Raw genomic sequence first — 20,150 nt, forward strand, 5'->3', positions numbered from 1 at the left:
AATACTTTTGTAAGGCTAACAAGCCCCCGCAAGGCCTGCACGCACGCGCCTTGTGGGGGCTTTCACATGATAGATGAAGCTTATTAAAAATATTTATCATTATGTAAAATAATTTAATTCAATATGTTAATATAGACCTCAACTTTCCGGGGCTTTTATTTGCTGCGTATACATGTATACTTGGCTTTGGTCCCGCAGGGCCGTTTTTGCCGTGCACAACTTCAATCCAAGGTTATTCTTCCCATGCCTGAAATGCCAAAAAATCTTCCCCAGCCGCAGTTGAAGCCCAATACCGAAGTCGTTTTGCAAAAGCGTTATCTGCGCAAAAATCTGGATGGCCAAATAGTCGAAACCCCGCGTGATCTCTTCTGGCGCGTGGCTTCCTCCATTGCCGTTGAAGAAGAGAAATACGAAGGTTCCAGCCAGAAGTGCCCGCAGCTGGCGCGCGATTTTTATGATATTATGACCAGCTGGAAGTTCCTGCCCAATTCGCCAACGCTCATGAATGCGGGGACGGATCTGGGGCAGCTTTCCGCGTGCTTCGTGCTACCGGTGGGCGACTCCATTGAAGAGATTTTTGACGCCGTCAAGTACGCGGCTATGATACACAAGTCCGGCGGCGGCACGGGATTTTCCTTCTCCCGCCTGCGCCCCAAGGACAGCCGTGTGGGCTCCACAGGCGGCGTGGCTTCCGGCCCGGTGTCATTTTTGCGCATCTTTAATACTGCCACAGAGCAGATAAAGCAGGGCGGCACGCGGCGCGGGGCCAATATGGGCATCCTGCGGGTGGATCACCCGGATATTCTTGAGTTTATTGGCGCCAAGGAAAAAGAAGGCGAGTTTAATAACTTCAATCTTTCCGTCGGACTGACTGAAGCCTTTATGCAGGCGGTGGAAAAAGACGAGCACTATGACCTTGTGTCGCCCGGCAATGGCGAGGTCATGAAGCGTCTGCCCGCCCGCGAAATTTTTGACTTGCTGGTGCGCAAGGCATGGCTGTCCGGCGACCCCGGCATTGTCTTTCTGGACCGTATCAACAGGGATAATCCCACGCCGGATCAGGGCGATATTGAATCCACCAATCCCTGCGGGGAGCAGCCGCTTTTGCCTTTTGAGGCGTGCAATCTGGGTTCCATCAACCTTTCCTGCTTTCATGTGCCGGGGCACGAAAATGATGCCGACCCCGCCGCCAAAGGCATAGACTGGGACGAACTGCGCCGTGTGGTGCATCTGGGCGTGCGCTTTCTTGATAACGTCATTGACGCCTCGCGGTTTCCCCTTGACCGCATCAGCGAAACCGTGCGCAAAAACCGCAAGATCGGCCTGGGCGTTATGGGCTTTGCCGACCTGCTTTTCCAACTGGGCGTGGCCTACGATTCGCAGCAGGGCATTGACCTTGGCGAGCGCATCATGGCCTTTGTGCAGGAAGAAGGGCACAAGGCTTCGGCTGTGCTGGCGCAGGAGCGCGGGCCCTTTCCGGCCTATGAAACTTCAATGTATGCCCGGCGCAAGCTTGGGCCTTACCGCAATGCCACTGTGACCACCATCGCGCCCACGGGCACGTTGTCTATCATCGCTGGCTGCTCGTCCGGCGTTGAACCGCTTTTTGCCCTGTGCTTTACCCGCAATATTCTGGACGGCGAGCGCCTTGTGGAGGTGAATCCGCACTTTGCGGCTGCGCTGGAGGACGGGGGACTGTTCAGCCACGAGCTTATGGATGCGGTAGTAGCCAAGGGCTCCATTCAGGACATGGACTATCTGCCAGCGCCCATGCGCAAAGTTTTTGTGACGGCAATGGACATTGCTCCTGTGTGGCATCTGCGCATGCAGGCGGCTTTTCAGCGCCATACGGACAATGCCGTGTCCAAGACCGTGAACCTGCTCAACAGCGCCACGGAACAGGATATTCGCGAAATCTACTGGCTGGCTTATCAGGAAGGCTGCAAGGGCGTTACTGTCTACCGCGATGGCTGCAAGAGCATTCAGGTGCTGGCCACGGGCGAAGGGCAGAAAAAAATGGACGGCGAATCAGCAGCTGAAGCGGGCGATGCCGCGCAGTCCGGCAGTGCAGCATCCGTTTCACCCATTGCAGCCACTCCTTCGCAGGTGCGCAAACGGCCCGACGAAGTGCAGGGCTTTACCCGTAAGGTGCAAACGGGCCTGGGGGCCATGTACCTTACGGTCAATGAGGTAGACGGCAAGCCCTTTGAAGTCTTTGCCACCATAGGCAAGTCAGGCAGGTCCATTACAGCCAAGGCCGAAGCCATAGGCCGCCTTGTGTCTTTGGCCCTGCGTTCCGGCGTGCATGTTCGTGATGTTGTGGCGCAGATCAAGGGCATTGGCGGGGAGCATCCCGTGTTTCGCGGCAAGGGGCTGTTGCTCTCCATTCCCGACGCCATCGCCTGGGTTTTGGAGCAGCGGTATCTCAAGGATGAGGTTGTGGACACTGTCAACGATCTTACCGGCAGTTGCTGCCCCGAATGCGGCGAAAGGCTGGTTTTTCAAGAAGGTTGCCTTATCTGCCCTGCCTGCGGCTTTTCCCGCTGCGGCTAGTTCGGGTTTGTCATGAAATGGATAACCCATCAGGCCACAGCCGTCGCTGCGGCCCTGGCTCTACATTTGCCCGTGGCTGGCGTTGCGGCGGCCTGCGCCGGAGCCGTGCTGCCCGATGTGCTGGACCAGCGCATGGCAGGGCTGGCCCCAACAAAGCGCGGCCGGCAAAAACTGTTTAATGCCATACACAGGGGAACCACCCACTGGTTCGGCTGGTGGCTGGTGCTGTGTGCGGCGGCCTTTGCGCTGCCCGGCCCCGAACTTGGTCCAATGGGGCGTGACGTGCTGCTGGGGCTGGGATTTGGCGGTTTAAGCCATGTGATTCTGGATATGTTAACGCCTTCGGGAGTTCCCCTCACTCCTTTTTCACGCAGCAACAAGGTTTCGCTCAAGCTGTGTTCAACGGGCAGTCTTGGCGAGTATTGCTTTTTGGTTTGCGTTGTGGGGCTTGTGTGGTGGTTTTATGGCGCAGATCTTTTAAAGGTGACGCGCCAGCTGGCTCATATGAAAATCCTGTAGGCTCTGCGCAGCCTGACCCCTGCTCGCCAGTTTACGGCGCGGCAAACGAAAATGCCCTTGGGCAAGCGTTTGCCGCGTCTTTTCTTTTTCGTGTGTGCAGCTGGATACTTTAAAAATTGATGGATGCTCTTCATAAACGCACATTCAAATTTAATGCAACTGCATATACTTATGAGTCATGCGTAAAAACCACAAATATGTAACACATAAAATATGCGCGCAAAATATTGTATTCAAATATAAATGGCGGTACTCTGAAGTAAACTTACTTTGAAATGATTAAAATTTCAAAGTTGTCATTCTGTCGAAAATTAAATTCGGCAAAATTCACACCATGTTATGGTGAGTTGCATTCGCGTATAGCCTTAGTGCATTTTGGCTTTAAAAAAGTTTAAAGGCACTAGATAAAAATTGTTGTTACAGGTTGGGTTTAAATCATGTAAACAGCAAAAATAGTTGCATTCTGCATGGGCCTTGTGTGCTGACTTGTATCAAGGCCAATATGGAGTTGCTTATGTGTGAATCAGACATCAAGGAGATGCTTGCTTCGGTTGATGTGGCCATTGACGGCCCCCGCCCCTGGGATATCCAGGTTCACAATAATAAACTGTATGGCCGTGTTCTGCGCTTTGCCAATCTTGGGCTGGGCGAGGCCTATATGGAGGGCTGGTGGGATTGCCAGGCCCTGGATCAGTTCTTCTGCCGGGTTTTGCGAGGAGGACTGGAAAAACGGTTCCGCTTCACCCTGCCTGTTCTGTTTGAAATCCTTTCGTACATGTTTCGTAATCTCCAAAGCCCTGAACGTGCGCACATGGTGGCAGTGCATCATTATGATTTTGGTAATGATGTTTTTGAAGCCATGCTCGATTCGTCCATGCAGTACAGCTGCGGCTTCTGGCAGGGGGTGAACACTCTGGAAGAAGCGCAACAGCAGAAGCTGGAAATGATTTGCCGCAAGCTGCATTTACAGCCCGGCATGCGTGTGCTTGACCTCGGATGCGGTTGGGGCGGGCTCGGAAACTATATGGCCCGCCACTATGGCGTGAGTGTTACTGGCGTTACGGTGTCCAAAGCCCAGGTTCAGTATGCGCGCGAGCATAGCCAGGGCCTGGACGCACGCTGGCTGCTGCAGGATTACAGATCATTGACGGGCAAATATGACCGCATTGTTTCGGTGGGCATGTTTGAGCATGTGGGGCACAAGAACTACGCCGTCTATATGGATACAGTGCGTAAGCTGCTGGCTCAAGACGGCCTTTTCTTGCTGCACACCATCGGGGCCAACGAACCGCACCATAGCGTTGATCCGTGGATAGAAAAGTATATTTTCAGAAATGGTATCCTGCCCAGCATTTCCCTTTTGGGAAAATGTGAGGAAGGGCGCTTTGTGATGGAAGACTGGCACAATTTTGGTGCAGACTATGACAAAACTCTTGTGTGCTGGGCTGATAATTTTATCAGGGGACAAAAAGAAGGTAAGTTTGAGTGCAGTGAAGTGCAGAGCCGTATGTTTCTGTATTATCTGCTGAGTTGTGCGGGAGCATTCCGCGCCCGCGATCTGCAATTATGGCAGATTGTGTTGAGCCCAAAAGGTGTTGTGGGCGGGTATATTCGTCCCTGAGGCCGCTGGGCTGTCTGGTTATTATTCTTGCCTTGAAGAGAGGGCGGCGTTATGGCTTCTGCTGTCATAACGCCGCCTTTTGTCTTTTGCCTGTCGGCCCTTGTTTTGTAGCCAGGAGAGTGCCGTGAACGGAATTCTTGCATTCAAGTTGATTTTGACGCCCTTGCTGGTTTTGATCTGTATGCTTATCACCCGGCGGTGGGGAGCCTTTGTAGGGGGAGTGGCGGCTGGTTTGCCTGTGGTGTCTGGCCCGCTTTCCTTTTTTTTAACCCTTGAGCAAGGGGTGACATTTTCCGCGCACGCTTCGTACAGCACACTTCTTGGCATTGATGCCAACGGGCTGGCCGCTGTGGCCTATCCCTGGCTGGCCGTGCTGGGTGTACCCTGGTATCTGGCCATTGCCCTTTCGCTGGGCATATACTTTTTGGGCGGCTGGCTTGTGCAGTTTTTTCCCTACTGGCCGTGGGCTGCCTTTGCGCTTTCCTTGCTGTCGCCCCTGCTGGTGTTGGTTTGTTTGCCCAGGCCAGGCATGCCAGCAACTGTTCCGCAACAGCGTTCGCACTGGTGGCTTATTGCGGTTCAAATGGCCTTTGGCTCGTTGCTGGTCTATGCCGTTACAGAGATTGCCCACTGGCTTGGCGCGGGCTGGAGCGGTGTGCTTATGTTCTTTCCCGTCATGATCTGCGCCATGGTACCCTTTATTCATGCCACGCAGGGGGCATGGGCCGTAGTGCGCATATACCGTGGGCTTATGGCCGGATGGTTCGGCTGTATTGCGTTTGCCGCCATTGTTATGGCTCTGGTTGAGCACACGCCGCTGTGGTTTTGCTATGTGTTGGCTACTGCTGCTGCTCTTGGGGCCAGTGCCTGTGTAACATTGGTGCAGAAACGCAAAAAGGCCGCCTGAGTTTTACTGGCGGCCTTTTTTAGTGATTTTACAGGAAGGCGGGCGTATTTGGCGTGTGCTACTGGCTGCTTACGCCTGCATGTGCTGAATCATGCATCCGCTGGCTGCGTGCAGCCGTATTGCATTTGCCACCATTGAACCCGCTTAGCGGGCGTCTCTTTACCTTTAAGAGTGTGTACTCTCAAGGGTATGCAGCTCTGGCTCTGGTTTGCTGCCTGCCCGTTTTCTATGCATCTAGAGCAGAGTAACTTTGAAAATATGTATTTTCAAAGTTTAATACACGTGAACTCACGCCAGGTTACGGCACGTTGCGCTTTTGTGCAGCGTTAGAGCAGCTAACCATTTTCAAAGCTAAAATGCTTTAGCCCTTGGGCCTGTCGCCAATGGCTGCGGTGATGAGCGCTTCTGCTGCCAGTTTTCCGTCCACAAAGGCGCGGGCTTCCATTTTGCAGAGCTTGAGCTTCATGCGCAGGTTGGAACATTCAAGTTCCAGGCGGTCGCCCGGCACTACCTGCCGACGGAACTTCACGCCGTCCAGGCCGGTGAAAAGGAAAAGCTTGTCGTCCAGACTTTCCATTCCGGCAGTAGCCAGCAGGCCGCCTGTTTGGGCCAGAGCTTCAAGGATGAGCACGCCGGGCATGATGGGGGCATCGGGAAAGTGTCCCTGAAAAAACGGCTCATTGAATGTGACGTTTTTGTATGCCTTGATGTGTGAACCCGTCACGCATTCCACCACTCTGTCCACCAGCAGAAAAGGGTAGCGGTGGGGCAGCAGGCGCAATATGCGCTGTATGTCCATGCTCTGGGTCTGAGGGGCTGATTCCTGCATGTGGCCTCCTGGGGCAGTTTGGCGTGGCGAGGGCAGCGGGCCGCCATTGACCACTGATATTCATGAAGCTTCAAGGGGGCATACCAGTCCAAAACCGAGCTCATACGTCCGGCCCGGTGGATGCCGCCAAATAAAAAGCCTCCCGCCCCGTCAGGGTCGAGAGGCCGTATCGTAATGCCGAAAAGCGGTTATTTTTTGCCGCTTTTGTCGTTCTTCTTTTCTTTGTAGAGCTTGTTCACTTCAGTGAGCACGTCCTGCGTCAGATCCATAGACTGATCGGCATACAGAACGCCGCCGGCGGTTACGTCGACAACAAAGTTAAAGCCCTTGGCGCGAGCCACTTCATAGGTGGCGCTGAAAACCAGGGTAACCATATCTTGACGCAGCTTCACTTCTTCCTGTTCAACCTTGCGCAGGAAGTTGCGGGTCTTCTGATCCAGATCCTGCTTGGAGCGGATGAATTCAAGCTTCTTTTCTTCGCTGACCTTGGGATTCTTGAGCGATTCAGCCTTTTTCTTCAGGGCCTCACCCTGCTTTTCAAGAGCTGAACGTTCTTTGCCAAATTTGTCTTCCATCAGCTTTTTGGCAGCTTCGGCGGGTTCACTCTGGGTGGCCACCGTTTGCATGTCTACAACGCCAATTTTGGCGGCGGGCACGGCATTGCTGTCAGCCGCAAAGGCCGTTCCGGCCAAGAGCATGCAGACCGCGAGGGTCATCATCAAAACCTTGCGCATTTAAAGTACTCCTTCCCCGATTGCTGTTTTTATATCTCGTCCTTGCGGATTTGGGATGACCCTTGCGCCGTAAGAAACTGTATAATTGTGTGGAATTTGCGTCCCTTGTCCGCTTTGCACAAGCAGGTAGGGGGTGTTTACCGCACCAGTGCAACTGAGCCTTATCTTTCTAATATGCTTATGCGGCACGCATTTCAAATCCCTGCATCACATAGCACCAGCGCTTTCGGGCGTCAAGGAGTTCTGGGCTGTCCGTTTTTTTAACAGTCGATCCTTGTATGCAAGTATGCCTTCAGCCAGCCCTTCAGCCAGCGCCAGACGGTATTTGGCATTGGCGAGATTGCGTGCTTCATCGGCATGGGTGCAGTAACCAAGTTCTACAAGAACCGCTGGCATCTGCGCACCAAGAAGAACATGAAACGGTGCAGATTTGACGCCGTTATTGCGGACTGTATATTCGCGTTTCTTCAATCTAAAAAGAGTAAGTCTCTGAACATCTTGAGCAAGTTTGCGTGATTCATCAACTCTTGTATTCAGCATTACATCGGCCAGCATCTTTTGCATGTCACCAAGGCGGTGATCGCTGCCCGTATTTTCTAAAGCTGCTACACGAGCTGAATCTGTATTTTCGGCCAGATCAAGGTAGTAGGTTTCAAAGCCGTTGACGGATTTGTCATCATTGGCGTTGACGTGAATGGACACAAAAAGATCTGCGCCTGCTGCGTTGGCCCTGGTTGTGCGTTCGCGAAGGGAAAGGCCGGTATCGTTGGTGCGGCTGTAAACGACTTCCACACCGTTGGCTTGCAGCAGCCGGCCAAGAGTTGTCGCCACGTCCAGAGTAATAACGCGCTCAAGAATGCCATTGTGGCTGGTGCCGGGGTCGCGGCCGCCATGCCCGGCGTCAATGAAGACCGTGCGCACGGTAAGGCCCAGCTGGCGGGCCATGTCATTGACGTGGCGCGGTTCGCTTGCGCTGGCATCCGCCTTGGGGGAGGCGTCCTGTTGGGCAAAGCCCGCGCTTGCGCCCTGGCGAGGCGGCAGGGGGGTACTTCCGGCCGCTACGCGCAAGATGATACGGCAGGGGTTGCTCTCCAACTGCGTATCAAAGCGCCGGACATCCCTGAAACTGAACTGCATTATGGCACCGCCGCCTTTGCGGTCGCGCACGCGCACGGACTGCAACAGGCTGCCCTTTACAGTGACGCCCTGGCTTACATCCTTGACCACAGAAGCGTCTTCGAATTCAAGGTACAGGCTGGATGCCGCGCCTTTTTTGCCTTCTTCAAGCTTGGCGCGGTAGCGGGCCGGGGCCGAAAGATCCAGTACAATTTCTACGGAATTTTTATTCAGGGAATTCCACGAGAGCATATGAACTTCGGGCGAAGTGTCGCGTGCAGAAGCCGCGCCGGATTTGGCACTTGCAGGGTCTGCATTTTCCGCCACGCCTGTAAGGCGCGCACGCATGGTTTTAGCCTGTGGCAGCATGTCGCCGTGTGAGTAGAGAGTGGCAATGGCGTCCAGCAATTCAAGGGCTTCGCCCGGCTGGTTCAGTCGGTCTGCGTCAATGGCGGCTGCCCGCAAAAGGGCGTCATCGGCCAGGGCGCTTTTGGGAAATTCCTGCGCGAGGCTCAGGTAAAGGTCGCGCGCCTGCCGGTATTCTGCCGCAAGGTGAGAGCAGTTGGCCAGAGATTCCTGGCTGGACGCTGCGCGAAAGAGCGCGCCGGGCGATATGGCCCAGTTCTTACGGCTTTGATAGATAAGCAGAAACTCTGCCGCCAGTTCTTCCCACGGCTGCCTCCAGCAAGAGCGGATCTTGTCTGCGCTCAGGGCTTCCATATCGGATTTGGCTTTGCGGTAGCGGGGCAAAAGCTGATCCTGCGGCAAAAGAGCGGCTGGGGAAGCTGCCAGTTTGGAGGCGGGTGTGGTTTGCCCGGCAGTGGCAGAGGGGGCTTCATCTGAGCGCTTTTTGTCTTTGTCCTGCGTAGAAGCGGGCATTGCTGCCGAAGGAGAACTGTCTTCCACGGCGGGCTTGCTTTCCGCGGCGGCTATCTGCCGGGCTTCGGGCGCAGTGCGCCCTTGTGCCGAGGCTTGCAGGGTCTTTTCCAGAGCCAGAGCCTCGGGCAGCATGTCGCCCTTGGGGTATTGACTTTTGATGCGGTTGAGTAGTTCGAGAGCACCCTTGTCGTCCTTGAACCAGGCGGCACGAAGTTTGGCCGCGTGGAAAAGAGCATCGTCAGCCAGGCGGCTGTCGGCATGGCGCAGAGCCACGGCCTCATAGCACTCTATGGCTTTGCGGGCATCTGCCTTGGCAAAGGAGCGGCGGGCCAGTTCTTCAAGGCTTTCTGCCGCGCGGAAAAGCGCCGCAGGGCGGTTGGGCCAGCCGGGGTCAGCATCGTAGATGGCACGAAATTCCGCAGCAAGCTTTTCCCACGGTTCACGCAGGTTGGCTCGCTTCACGTCCATGCGCAGGCTTTCGATTCCCGCCTTGGCGGTATCATAGCGCTTGGCAGTTGGCGGCAGGGAAGTGTAGCCGGTGTCATAGAAGAAAACCACCAGCAGGCAGAGGGCCAGCAAGAAAAACAGTGGCGGCGCAAGACGCTTTAAGCCGTGCCTTGGCTGGGTCATTGCCCCTGAGCCATGGGCATTATCCGCAGGCCTGTCTTTGGGCCGCTGCTGAGGGCTTTTGGGTTGGGTCTTGGCTTGAGCGCCACCCTGGATTTGGGATGCTTTTGCTTTACTGGCCACGGGGCTTTCCTTACGTGTGCTTGATCGCGGTTGTCATTTTAGTGACAGTCCGTCTGTGACATCCTTATGCCTTTGCGGCGGCAGATTGCTGTTATATGGCCTGCAGTTATTTGGCAGGCACTGACATGTAAACAACTTTTGCACAATATATGCCAAAAAATCGTGAGATGCAAAAAAGCGTGGCGCGGATTTGAAACCCGCGCCACGCGTGCATTTAAGTTCAGCCAGCTTTCAGGAAGTTCTTAATGGTTCGTGATTATTTCACGGCCTAGAAGAACTGGCCCATGCTGAATTCGATTCTGCCGGGGGGCATTTCTTTGTCGTAGTCCTGCACCAGGGGAATGCCGTAGGCTATGCGAAGGTCGCCCATCGGTGAGCGCCAACGCAGTTCCATACCAGTTGAGGCAACGATGTATCTGTCCCATTCATTGCCCATTGTTTTGGAGTCGATATTGAAACCGGAGTCCACAAAGGGCACCAGAGCCAGACCCAGATCCTTCTGGAAGGTCCAGATGTATTCAAGGTTGGCCACGGCCATGCGGTCGCCGCCGATCTGTTCGCCGCCGTACTTGTAGTCGCGTGGTGAAAGGTCGGAATAGGTGTAACCGCGGATGGTGTCCATACCGCCAACCCAGAAGCGTTCGAATACGGGTACCTCATCACTGGTGTTCTGGAATACGCCGCCTACACGACCACGCAGGTGAACCGTGTTTTGCGGGTTGAATGACCAGAAACCTTGCCAGTCAGCCACGGACTTGATGAAGTTGTCTGTGCCGCCAAGACCGCCGCCGCCGTATTCAGCCCAGAGGCGTGCGATTGTGCCCTTGGTGGGACGTTCCTTGTTGTCGGTAGTGTCGCGCAGGATGCGGCCTGAAACGGCGCTTGTCCAGTTGATGCCTTTGTAGTTTCTGATGTAGGGCGAACTGTTGTCGTTTACGTCGTAGAGATTATAGCGTTCCAGGCGGTAGCCAGCGCCAACAGACGTGTATTCGCCAATGGGGTAGCCAAAGCGGATAGTGTCACCAATGGTATCCTTGGTGAAGTTGTCCCAGTAGTCGTGCGTGTAGTAGATGTCGTTGCCGAAAGAAAGGTCGGTATCGTACACGCGCGGGTTGGTGAAGGACAGGGTGCCCGACGTACGGCGCCAGGAGAAGAAGCCCTGCAGCTGCAACCAGTAACCACGGCCAAAGAGGTTACGCTCCATAATCGAGGCGCTGACGCCCACGTCGTAGTAGCTGGAGTAGCCGATACCGCCCATGATGGCGCCGGTGTTGGCTTCCTTGACCTTAACCTTGAGGTCGACTTCGTCTTCCTGCCCGGTGGGGATAATCTCCATATCCACAGCACCGAAGTAACGCAGGCGGTTCAGGCGTTCGTTAGAGCGGCGCAGTTTGGCGCCTTCATACATATCGCCGTCACCCAGGCGCATTTCGCGCAGGATCACGTTGTCGCGTGTTTTGGTGTTGCCTTCAACCATCAGGCGGCGGATGAAGACCTTCTGCTTTTTATTGACGAGATAGCCCACGTCCACCTGATCGCTGCCGTCGTCGGCCTTGATCAGCTTGGTGTCCACTTCAGCAAAAGCGTAGCCGTAGTCGGCATAGTGGTCGGTCAGGCGCTTGGAGTCTTCCTGCATGACGGTGAGGGAGAAGAACTTGTTGGACTTCTGCCAGTCATCCATCTGCACAACTTCAAGCATTTTGTCTTCGCTGTCGATGACGTCGCCCGCAAAGACCACGTTGCGGATGGTGTAGCGGGGGCCTTCATTTACCGTAAAGGTCACGTAGATGCCGTCATCGCGGTAATCCACCTGGGGCGCGCCCACCTGGATATCAACATACCCTTCGTTGAGGCCATAGGCGGCGATGGCGTTGGTATCGCGCTCAAGATATTCTTCCTTGAGAACGCCGGAGCCGGTCAGCCACGAAAAAATACCGCGCGGCTTGAGCGCCATGTACTTATCAAGGTCGCCCTGGCTCAGGTTCTTGAGTCCGTCAATTTTCACTTCTTTGACGTAAAGCTTGTTGCCTTCGTCCACATTGATGACGAGCACGGCACCACGGCCGCCCTGGCGGTCTTCGAGGCGGTAGTTGACCTTGGCGAGATAGTAGCCTTCCTTGCGGTAGAGCTCGGTAATCTTTTGCAGGTCGTCGGAAAGAACCTGTTCGTTAAGCACGTTACCGCTTCTTGTGCCCATAGCTGCAAGAACGTCGTCTTTTTTGATGTCCTTGGAACCCTCTACCACGATGTTGTCGATGCGGGGTTTTTCCACAACAGTAAAGACGAGCACATTGCCTTCAAGGCTGGCCTGCACGTCGCTGAAATATCCCATTTCCCAGATGCGCTTCACTTCTTCGTTGATGGCGTGGGCATCAGGGGTGTCGCCTTTGCGGATAGTCAGGCGCATGAGCACGGTGTCCGGGTCCATGACGTTCATGCCGCGCACCTGCACGTCAGACAAGCCGCCCTTGGCGGCGGCCGGAGCGCCCATGGGCACAAAGCCCGGACCATTGTCTGCCTGCTGGGCGACAGGGGCGGCGTTGGCCTTCGTCATTTCTGCAGCGCGGCTTGCAAGGGCGCTGGCACAGTCGCCGAGGGCAACCAGAGTATTGCGTTCAAAGCCTGCGGGCACCGCTTCGCCCTGCTGCACAGGAACGAGGCGTGTATCCATATTGAAGCCGTCGCCAAGCTGGTTGAAGCTGCCATAGATGACAAGCTGCGCACCTGCCTGACGGCCCAGCGCGCGCGCGGTGGCGAGGTCGATGTTCTCACCGCTGCTCTGCTGCAACTGGCGCGCGGTGTTCATAGGCACCACGCTCATGCCGTTTTGCTTTAATTGATCGGCAATGATCTGAGGCACGTCGCGGGCGGCATTGGGCATTTCAGGACCGGCATTGACCTGAAAAGGCAGGACAAGCACAAGCGGCCCCTGAGCGGCCCCGGCTTCTTGGGGCAAAAGCTGTACAGCGCAAACCAGAGCGGTGACGCAGAGGATGTTAGACAGAAGATTACGCAACATTTTTTTCATACAGTGTCCCCGCTTTCAGTTCCAGAGTGCGGCCCATACCTGCGGCCAGCTCTCGATTGTGCGTCACGACCACCAGGGTCATGCCCAGTTCGCGGTTAAGTTCGTTCATAAGTGTGCCCACCTGCGCTCCGGTACCTTCGTCCAGATTGCCGGTGGGCTCGTCGGCCAGCAGAACCCGCGGGCGCATCAGCACTGCGCGGGCAATGGCCACCCTCTGCCTTTCACCGCCAGAAAGCGTGGAAATCTTGCTTTCCATACGAGCCGAAAGGCCCACGCGTTCGAGCATTTCGCGGGCCTTGGTCATGATGACGGACTGGCGTTCGCCGCCGATAATGGCCGGCATGGCCACGTTTTCCACTGCCGAAAATTCCGGCAAGAGATGATGAAACTGAAAAACGAAGCCCAGCGTTCTATTGCGGAATGCCGCCTTCTGGTCGGGCGTCATGTGTGCCATGTCCTGCCCGTCAAAAAAGACAGCGCCCGTACTTGGAGTATCAAGAGCACCCATAAGATGCAATAGGGTGCTTTTGCCGGAGCCGGAAGCTCCCACTATGGCCAGAGCTTCACCTTCTTCTACAACCAGGCTGATATCCTTGAGAATCTCAAGAGTTTCGCCCGGGGCAGAAAACACTTTGCCCACTTGTGAAAATTTATAGAGTGCGGACATGGCTACTCGTAGCGCAGAGCTTCCGCCGGTTCAAGGCGGGCGGCCTGACGCGCCGGGTAAAGGGTGGCCAAAAAGCACAGCAGCATGGCACTGGCCCCGACAATAAGCACGTCGGTGACAGTGATGCTGATGGGCAGATGGTCAAGCGTATACACGTTTTCAGGCAGCTTGATAAACTGGTAGCGCTTGAGCAGCCAGCCTAGTGAAAGTCCAAAAGCATACCCAAGCAAGGTTCCCACAACGCCAATGATACTGCCTTGAAGCATGAAAATACGGCGTATCATGCCGCGGGTAGCGCCCATTGACATCATGATGGCGATGTCGCGCGTTTTTTCCATTACCAGCATGACAAGGGTCGTCACGATGGAAAATGAACCTATAAGTACCACCATTGTCAACAAGATGAACATTCCGATTTTTTCCAGCTTGAGGGCTGCAAAAAGATTGGCGTTCATTTCCATCCACGAGCGCACATAAAAGGGCGAGCCAAGCTCGGTAGCGACGCGTGTGGAAGTTTGGTCTGCCTTGAAAAGATCGTCAACGGTGAGTTCCACGCCAGACAGATATTTTTCCGGCAGGCCCAGAACATCGCGGGCTGCGCCCAGGCTTACGAAGGCCAGCGACGAATCGTACTCAAACATGCCTGTTTTGAATATGCCCACCACTTCAAAGGGGCGAATGCGCGGCGCGTAGCCCGAAGCTGTTTTTTGCCCGGAGGGCGAAAGCAGGTTCACGCGGCTGCCTTCGGCAAGGCCCAGCCTTTTGGCCAGCTCTTCACCAATGATGAGGCCGGGGGTTCCTTCTTTTTGCAGGTCTGCGGCAGAACCCGTGCGCATCTGGCGCAGCATGGAAAGCACATGAGGCCCGGATTCCGGGTCAATGCCCCGCAAAACAACGCCTTTAACGCCGTTGCCAGCAGACAGCATCACTTCTGTGTAGATAAAGGGGGTTGCCCCGGTGACACCTTTGACAGCGCGTACACGATCCAGCAGCCCGTCATCGTTCTCAAAGGCCGAAGGCAGGTAGGACATGACGATGGCGTGGGCATTGGCTCCCAAAATCTTGTCGCGCATATCGGTCGTAAGACCGTTATACACGCCAAGCACAACCACTAGCGCCCCTACGCCCAGGGCCACGCCCAGAATAGACATAAGAGATATTATATAGATGAAGGTCTGTTTACGCCTTGAAAAGAGGTAGCGCAAGGCTACGAATAGTTCGAACGACATTTGCGGCATAGTGGCCCAGCTTGATGGGATATTCAAGAGATTTTTTAGAGTCGTGTGGATTGTCGGCTGATTTTTGCCAGATCAGGCAGCTGTTTTCAGGTGAATTGTCAGTTGTTCCCAGAGCACAGGCTGCATTTCGCAAGCGTTTTGGCAGACTGTGGCGTGCACCCATTTGGTCAGTATCTTTGGGATCGTATAAATTCACATGGGGCTTTGCCCGCAAACTCAAGGCTTGTCAATGCCCGCACAAGAGTCTGGGACTTGTGAGAGGCATAGGGCGTTCACGCCGAACGCCGTGTGTTTTGCCGCGTGAAGCACCGTGCTATCTCTGTCTGAAATGCCCGTCCTGCGCGTTGAATCCCGCCATTACTGATATGGCGAGCGCCGGAATGGGCGGGCCTATATATTGAAGGGCCGTTGCCATAACTATACAAATGGCGTCATGTGCATGACCTGTTATGACAGATCCCTTTGAGCGGCTCTGCGGTGGAATGTTTTTCGCCATAAAGCTGAAAATAAAGAAAAATGACCATCTTCTTCAGGCGATCTTTATGTAGCTGTTATTGCGTAACACGCAGAGGCCGGAAACGAGTGTAGCGGGCGGCAGCGCTCCCCCTAGAGTGCACACAAGCCTTTTCAAAATTAAGATGCGCCGTGCAGGCGCAATCAGTCAAAAGAAGAGGGCCGTCCCTGATGGAACGGCCCTCTTGAATAGTCACGGCAAAAGCAGAGGCAACAGAGTTTGTAATTAAACTTCTGGCCGCAGCAGGGGGAAGAGGATGACCTCGCGGATGGAGGCACAGTCCGTCAGCAGCATGACCAGACGGTCAATGCCCACGCCCTGTCCGGCAGCCGGGGGCATGCCGTATTCAAGAGCGCGCAGGTAATCTTCGTCCATGCTGTGCGCTTCATCGTCGCCAGCTTCTTTTTCACGCACCTGATCTTCGAAGCGCAGGCGCTGGTCAACAGGGTCGTTGAGTTCGGAGAAGGCGTTGGACAGTTCGCGCCCGGTGATGAAAAGCTCAAAGCGGTCTGTCAGGCCGGGATTCTGGTCGTTGCGGCGCGACAGCGGCGAAATTTCCGTGGGGTAATGGTAGATAAAGTGCGGCTGAATCAGCTTGCCTTCAACATCAAGGTCAAAAAGTTTGGCGTGCAGCTTTTGCAGGCTTTCGCTGTCAGCGGCCTTTTCGCCACGCTGGCGAATGTAGTTCTGCACGCGGGTGTAGTCATTATAAAATTCCGGCTGATGCCCGCCAATAATGGTGAGGGAATCGTAGAAGCTCATGCGGGTCCACTTGCCGGGCGTGAGGTCGATCATCTCGCCCTGGTAGGGGACCACAGTCGTGCCGCACGCGCTTTGGGCAAGGTGGGCAAAAAGTTCTTCAGTAAGATCCATGAGGTCTTCAAACGTGGCGTAGGCCCAGTAAAATTCACACATGGTGAACTCGGGGTTGTGCCTTGTGTCGATGCCCTCGTTACGGAAGTTGCGGTTGAGCTCAAAAACCTTTTCAAAACCGCCCACCAGCAAGCGCTTGAGATACAGCTCCGGCGCGATGCGCATGAAGAGGCCGATGTCCAGAGCGTTGTGGTGCGTTTTGAACGGACGGGCCGTAGCGCCGCCAGCCAGGGGCTGCATCATGGGGGTTTCCACTTCCATGAAGCCACGGTCTTCCATAAAACGGCGGAATTCGCGCACGATAAGGCTGCGCTTTAAAAATATTTCGCGGGCGCGTGGCGTGACGATAAGGTCAACATAGCGCTGGCGGTAACGCGTTTCCATATCCTTGAGCCCGTGGTATTTTTCGGGCAGGGGACGCAGTGAGCGCGTGATAAGCTTGATTTTGCGGCAGGCAATGGTCAGTTCGCCTGTTTTGGTGCGGAACAAATGGCCGGAAACGCCGACGATGTCGCCGATATCCAGTTTTTTCACCAGAGAGTGCGTTTCTTCGTCCAGATGTTCGCGGGTGGCGTAACACTGAACACGGCCCGTCTGATCCATAATATGAAAGAAGGCCACCTTGCCGAAAGAGCGCAGTGAAACGATACGCCCGGCAAGGGCGACAACGTCTTCCTGGTTTTCGAGGGCTTCGCCTTCCAGCTCGCCGAACTTGTCCAGTACCCAGGAGATGGAGTGCTCTTTTCGAAAGTCATTGGGAAAGAGGGGCACGCCCGCATCCAGCAGGTCGCATGATTTGACCACACGGTTTTTCACAACTTCATTAAGCCCTTCACGGGCGGCGAAGCTTTCCAACATGGGCATGAAATAGCCCGCGTGCTGCGACTTGGTGCCTAGCTTGACGGTAGGCTTTTTATTTTTCTTTTCCCGATTTTCCACTGAAAAACTCCTGAGATGCCTAGTCTTAAAGGATTGTAAGGGTATGCCATTCGTTCAAAGGCGTCAAGGACGGTGTGGCAAAGCTTTTCAGCATTTTCCGTGGGCCTGTTCCCCCTTGAAGTTCGCGGAGGTTGCGTATATAGCAGTGCTTTCTGTGACAACATTCCGTCGGCACAGCCTACGATGCATTTCCGTAAGGATTACCTCATGCACAAGTACACAGCCTCCTTTCTGGGGCGCGACTGCCCTGGTGTGGTGGCCGCCGTCAGCCGTATTCTTGAAGAAAACGGCTGCAATATTGAAGAAGTGACTCAGACCATACTTTCTGGCGAGTTCGCCGCCATTTTTGTGGTGGCTGCCCCTGACGGAGTGGATGCTGAAAGCCTGCGCCAAAGACTGAGCGCCAGTCTTGCCGAAGCCAAGGTAGACTTGTCGGTGCTGGTACGTCCGGCCATCAAGGGACAGTGGGGCCAAAGCCTGCACTGTGAACCCTTTGTGGTCACTGCCGACGGCCCGGACAAGCCCGGCCTTATCGCGGCCATGAGCCGCGTGTTTGCCCGGCATGACGTAAATATTGAAAACCTCAAGGCCATACTGGGCGAAGACGGCACCAATCAGGCACTCTTTGTTTTTGAAGTAATGGTTCCTGATTCCGTGGATCTTGGCCGCCTGCGCCGCGAGCTTTCCTGCGAAGGGCAGAGCCGCGATTTGCGTGTGAGCGTGCAGCACCGCGATATTTTTGAGGCTGTTCACCGCGTCAGCTCCTACTAGAGCATTGAAGCTTTTTAGCGTTACAATGCCCTAATGAGAAGGTAGCGCCTTTATTGGCGCACTGGCACGAAGAACACAGAGTAAAGGCGCACTTTTGTGGTGCTTCCGCAGTTCAAGGCGGAGGCCAGCATCGGATTGCGCATGGTGTCGCCCGGCGCGGCGCTAAACAGAATTAGCTTTGAAATGCCGTGCATTTCAAAGTGGGCATTCTGCCGGAAAAGCTGTTTTTGGCAGAGTGCGCGCCGCAATGCGGCGGCCGGCCCGATGTGCTCTCCGTTGAGCGTGTTGCTGTTCCAACAGCAACTGAACGGGCAGAAACAGAGTAACCGCGCGAAAATTCCCCGCTGGCCGCAGGCAAGGGCCTTGCTGGCTGCACTTGGGGAAACCGCTCGCGCAGGGGCCGCTGTTTCAGAACCATTGCCAGACAGCGACTGCAACCATACAGGATTTTATCATGCTTTCCGAACGCGAAGTTATAAGCACTCTGAATATGCTCCGCAACGAGCACCTTGACGTGCGCACGGTTACTCTGGGCGTGAGCCTGTTTGATTGCGTAAGCCACGATCTGGATCTTTTTACTGCCAATGTGCGTGCCAAACTGCGCCGCTATGCTGCCCAGCTTGTGGCTGTTTGCGACGAAGTGGGCGACAAGTACGGTATCCCCGTGGTGAACAAGCGCATCAGCGTCAGCCCCATCGCCGTCGTTGCCGCGCCCTTTGGCCCGGACGGCATGGTGCGCGTGTGCAAGGCGCTGGACGAGGCCGCCAAGGAAGCGGGCGTTGACTTTTTGGGCGGATTTACCGCTCTGGTGGAAAAAGGCTTCGCCAAAGGCGACCGCGCCCTGATTGAAGCCCTGCCTGAAGCCCTTTCGCAAACCGACCGCATCTGCTCGTCCATCAACGTGGCCTCATCGCGTAGCGGCATCAATATGGACGCTGTGGCCCTTATGGGGCAACAGATTCTCAAGGTTGCCGAAGCCACTGCTGACCGTGGCGGCATCGGTTGCGCCAAGCTCGTGGTATTTGCCAATATTCCGCAGGATGTGCCCTTCATGGCTGGCGCTTACCTTGGCGTGGGCGAGCCCGATGTGGTCATCAATGTGGGCGTTTCCGGCCCTGGCGTTGTGAAAAAGGCTCTGGACCGCGCCCGTGAGGCCGGACATAACGAAAAGGGCGGCGCTCTCACGCTGCTGGACATGGCAGAAGTCATCAAGCGCACAGCGTACAAAGTGACGCGCGTGGGCGAAATGATCGGAACCGAAGTGGCGACCCGGTTGGGCATCCCCTTTGGCGTGGCCGACCTTTCCCTCGCTCCCACCCCGGCTGTGGGCGATTCTGTGGGCGAAATTTTCCAGAGCCTGGGGCTTTCAAGCATTGGCGCTCCCGGTACCACCGCAGTGCTTGCCATGCTTAATGATGCAGTGAAAAAGGGCGGAGCTTTTGCTTCATCCTCTGTGGGCGGGCTTTCCGGCGCGTTCATTCCTGTATCTGAAGATTCCAGCATTGAAGCTGCGGCCACCGCTGGCTTACTCAGCCTTGAAAAGCTTGAGGCCATGACCAGCGTCTGCTCCGTGGGACTGGACATGATCGCTATTCCCGGCGATACCCCGGCGGCCACCATCTCTGGCATCATTGCCGACGAAATGGCCATTGGCATGATCAATCACAAAACCACGGCTGTGCGGCTGATCCCCGTGCCCGGTAAGAGCGTTGGCGACGAAGTGTCCTTTGGCGGATTGCTTGGCAAGGCTGCCATAATGCCCGTGCCCAAAGGCAATGCCGAAGACTTTATTTCCTTGGGTGGCCGCATTCCCGCGCCGATCCACAGCTTGAAAAACTAGTTTGTACGCCGTGGTTTCACGGCAGCACAAAAAATAAAAAAGTCCCGCGAAAGCGGGATTTTTTTTATTTTAATAGCAAACTGCGCCAGTTCGAGGACTAGAGCAGATTAACTTTGAGAATATATATTCTCAAAGTTTAAGACACGCTCGCTACGGCGTTTAACCGCGCAAATAAATAGCGGTGCTGTCTTCATCCGTAGATCTCTGCGTCGCAACGGCTGAAGCTGCGTTACGCCTCCACGGCGGGCGTCTGCTCGCGCAGCCACCTGAGCATTTCAACTTTGAAATGATGGGATGGCCCCGCCCGACTGAAGCGGGTATGCATAAGGTAGCCTAAAAACCTTTGCAGGAGGCCATCCCAATGAAAGCTAT

General features: G+C 55.1%; 13 protein-coding genes. 6 read left to right on the top strand and 7 right to left on the bottom strand.

Annotated elements, in window-relative coordinates; translation table 11 throughout:
* The first annotated feature begins 243 nt into the window (after nucleotides 1-243).
* The 4 genes from HNQ38_RS13705 (at nucleotide 244) to HNQ38_RS13720 (ending at nucleotide 5,600) form a co-directional block, all read left to right on the top strand.
* Nucleotides 244-2,553, top strand: coding sequence for a vitamin B12-dependent ribonucleotide reductase (locus tag HNQ38_RS13705; protein WP_183722353.1), 2,310 nt, complete (start codon nucleotides 244-246; stop codon nucleotides 2,551-2,553).
* A gap of 12 nt (nucleotides 2,554-2,565) precedes the next feature.
* Nucleotides 2,566-3,072 carry a metal-dependent hydrolase gene (locus tag HNQ38_RS13710; RefSeq protein WP_183722356.1) on the top strand — a complete coding sequence of 169 codons (507 nt, stop codon included), beginning with the start codon at nucleotides 2,566-2,568 and terminating at the stop codon, nucleotides 3,070-3,072.
* A 514-nt stretch (nucleotides 3,073-3,586) separates the two neighbouring features.
* Nucleotides 3,587-4,693: a cyclopropane fatty acyl phospholipid synthase gene (gene cfa / locus HNQ38_RS13715; RefSeq protein WP_183722359.1), complete on the top strand. Its 1,107-nt coding sequence runs from the start codon at nucleotides 3,587-3,589 to the stop codon at nucleotides 4,691-4,693.
* A 124-nt stretch (nucleotides 4,694-4,817) separates the two neighbouring features.
* On the top strand, nucleotides 4,818-5,600 hold the full coding sequence (locus tag HNQ38_RS13720; protein WP_183722362.1) for a hypothetical protein: 783 nt from the start codon (nucleotides 4,818-4,820) through the stop codon (nucleotides 5,598-5,600).
* A 361-nt stretch (nucleotides 5,601-5,961) separates the two neighbouring features.
* Here the strand turns inward: HNQ38_RS13720 and fabZ are convergent, their stop codons facing one another.
* The 7 genes from fabZ to lysS all read right to left on the bottom strand — a co-directional run bounded on the left by fabZ (nucleotide 5,962) and on the right by lysS (nucleotide 17,086).
* Nucleotides 5,962-6,429: a 3-hydroxyacyl-ACP dehydratase FabZ gene (fabZ, locus tag HNQ38_RS13725; RefSeq protein ID WP_183722365.1), complete on the bottom strand. Its 468-nt coding sequence runs from the start codon at nucleotides 6,427-6,429 to the stop codon at nucleotides 5,962-5,964.
* Nucleotides 6,430-6,617: 188 nt separating this feature from the next.
* Complete coding sequence (locus HNQ38_RS13730) at nucleotides 6,618-7,163, bottom strand: OmpH/Skp family outer membrane protein (RefSeq protein ID WP_183722368.1); 546 nt, start codon at nucleotides 7,161-7,163, stop codon at nucleotides 6,618-6,620.
* A gap of 207 nt (nucleotides 7,164-7,370) precedes the next feature.
* Nucleotides 7,371-9,908: an N-acetylmuramoyl-L-alanine amidase gene (locus tag HNQ38_RS13735; protein ID WP_343060204.1), complete on the bottom strand. Its 2,538-nt coding sequence runs from the start codon at nucleotides 9,906-9,908 to the stop codon at nucleotides 7,371-7,373.
* 268 nt (nucleotides 9,909-10,176) lie between these two features.
* Complete coding sequence (gene bamA / locus HNQ38_RS13740; RefSeq protein WP_183722371.1) at nucleotides 10,177-12,936, bottom strand: outer membrane protein assembly factor BamA; 2,760 nt, start codon at nucleotides 12,934-12,936, stop codon at nucleotides 10,177-10,179.
* The gene (locus HNQ38_RS13745) at nucleotides 12,917-13,603 is read right to left on the bottom strand and encodes an ABC transporter ATP-binding protein (RefSeq protein ID WP_183722375.1); all 687 of its coding nucleotides are present in this window, start codon (nucleotides 13,601-13,603) and stop codon (nucleotides 12,917-12,919) included. The genes bamA and HNQ38_RS13745 overlap by 20 nt, the downstream gene beginning before the upstream one ends.
* 2 nt (nucleotides 13,604-13,605) lie before the next feature.
* Nucleotides 13,606-14,832: a lipoprotein-releasing ABC transporter permease subunit gene (locus tag HNQ38_RS13750; RefSeq protein ID WP_183722395.1), complete on the bottom strand. Its 1,227-nt coding sequence runs from the start codon at nucleotides 14,830-14,832 to the stop codon at nucleotides 13,606-13,608.
* A gap of 748 nt (nucleotides 14,833-15,580) precedes the next feature.
* Complete coding sequence (lysS, locus tag HNQ38_RS13755) at nucleotides 15,581-17,086, bottom strand: lysine--tRNA ligase (RefSeq protein ID WP_221277912.1); 1,506 nt, start codon at nucleotides 17,084-17,086, stop codon at nucleotides 15,581-15,583.
* Between the two features lie 288 nt (nucleotides 17,087-17,374).
* On the opposite strand from lysS, the gene HNQ38_RS13760 reads away from it, so the two are divergent.
* Together HNQ38_RS13760 and HNQ38_RS13765 are read left to right on the top strand one after the other, a co-directional pair.
* Nucleotides 17,375-17,938: a glycine cleavage system transcriptional repressor gene (locus tag HNQ38_RS13760; RefSeq protein ID WP_183722380.1), complete on the top strand. Its 564-nt coding sequence runs from the start codon at nucleotides 17,375-17,377 to the stop codon at nucleotides 17,936-17,938.
* Nucleotides 17,939-18,392: 454 nt separating this feature from the next.
* Nucleotides 18,393-19,778 (top strand): PFL family protein, encoded by a 1,386-nt coding sequence (locus tag HNQ38_RS13765; protein WP_183722383.1) that lies wholly within the window; start codon nucleotides 18,393-18,395, stop codon nucleotides 19,776-19,778.
* Nucleotides 19,779-20,150: the final 372 nt, after the last annotated feature.

It is taken from the genome of Desulfovibrio intestinalis, assembly GCF_014202345.1.
Taxonomy (GTDB): Bacteria; Desulfobacterota; Desulfovibrionia; order Desulfovibrionales; family Desulfovibrionaceae; genus Desulfovibrio; species Desulfovibrio intestinalis.

What these genes read in the sequence shown, in the direction of transcription:
- HNQ38_RS13705 (WP_183722353.1), top strand. Translation starts at nt 244, where the DNA reads ATGCCTGAAATGCCAAAAAATCTTCCCCAGCCGCAGTTGAAGCCCAAT.
- HNQ38_RS13710 (WP_183722356.1), top strand. Translation starts at nt 2,566, where the DNA reads ATGAAATGGATAACCCATCAGGCCACAGCCGTCGCTGCGGCCCTGGCT.
- cfa (WP_183722359.1), top strand. Translation starts at nt 3,587, where the DNA reads ATGTGTGAATCAGACATCAAGGAGATGCTTGCTTCGGTTGATGTGGCC.
- fabZ (WP_183722365.1), bottom strand. Translation starts at nt 6,429, where the DNA reads ATGCAGGAATCAGCCCCTCAGACCCAGAGCATGGACATACAGCGCATA.
- HNQ38_RS13730 (WP_183722368.1), bottom strand. Translation starts at nt 7,163, where the DNA reads ATGCGCAAGGTTTTGATGATGACCCTCGCGGTCTGCATGCTCTTGGCC.
- bamA (WP_183722371.1), bottom strand. Translation starts at nt 12,936, where the DNA reads ATGAAAAAAATGTTGCGTAATCTTCTGTCTAACATCCTCTGCGTCACC.
- HNQ38_RS13745 (WP_183722375.1), bottom strand. Translation starts at nt 13,603, where the DNA reads ATGTCCGCACTCTATAAATTTTCACAAGTGGGCAAAGTGTTTTCTGCC.
- HNQ38_RS13750 (WP_183722395.1), bottom strand. Translation starts at nt 14,832, where the DNA reads ATGTCGTTCGAACTATTCGTAGCCTTGCGCTACCTCTTTTCAAGGCGT.
- lysS (WP_221277912.1), bottom strand. Translation starts at nt 17,086, where the DNA reads ATGTTGGAAAGCTTCGCCGCCCGTGAAGGGCTTAATGAAGTTGTGAAA.
- HNQ38_RS13760 (WP_183722380.1), top strand. Translation starts at nt 17,375, where the DNA reads ATGCACAAGTACACAGCCTCCTTTCTGGGGCGCGACTGCCCTGGTGTG.
- HNQ38_RS13765 (WP_183722383.1), top strand. Translation starts at nt 18,393, where the DNA reads ATGCTTTCCGAACGCGAAGTTATAAGCACTCTGAATATGCTCCGCAAC.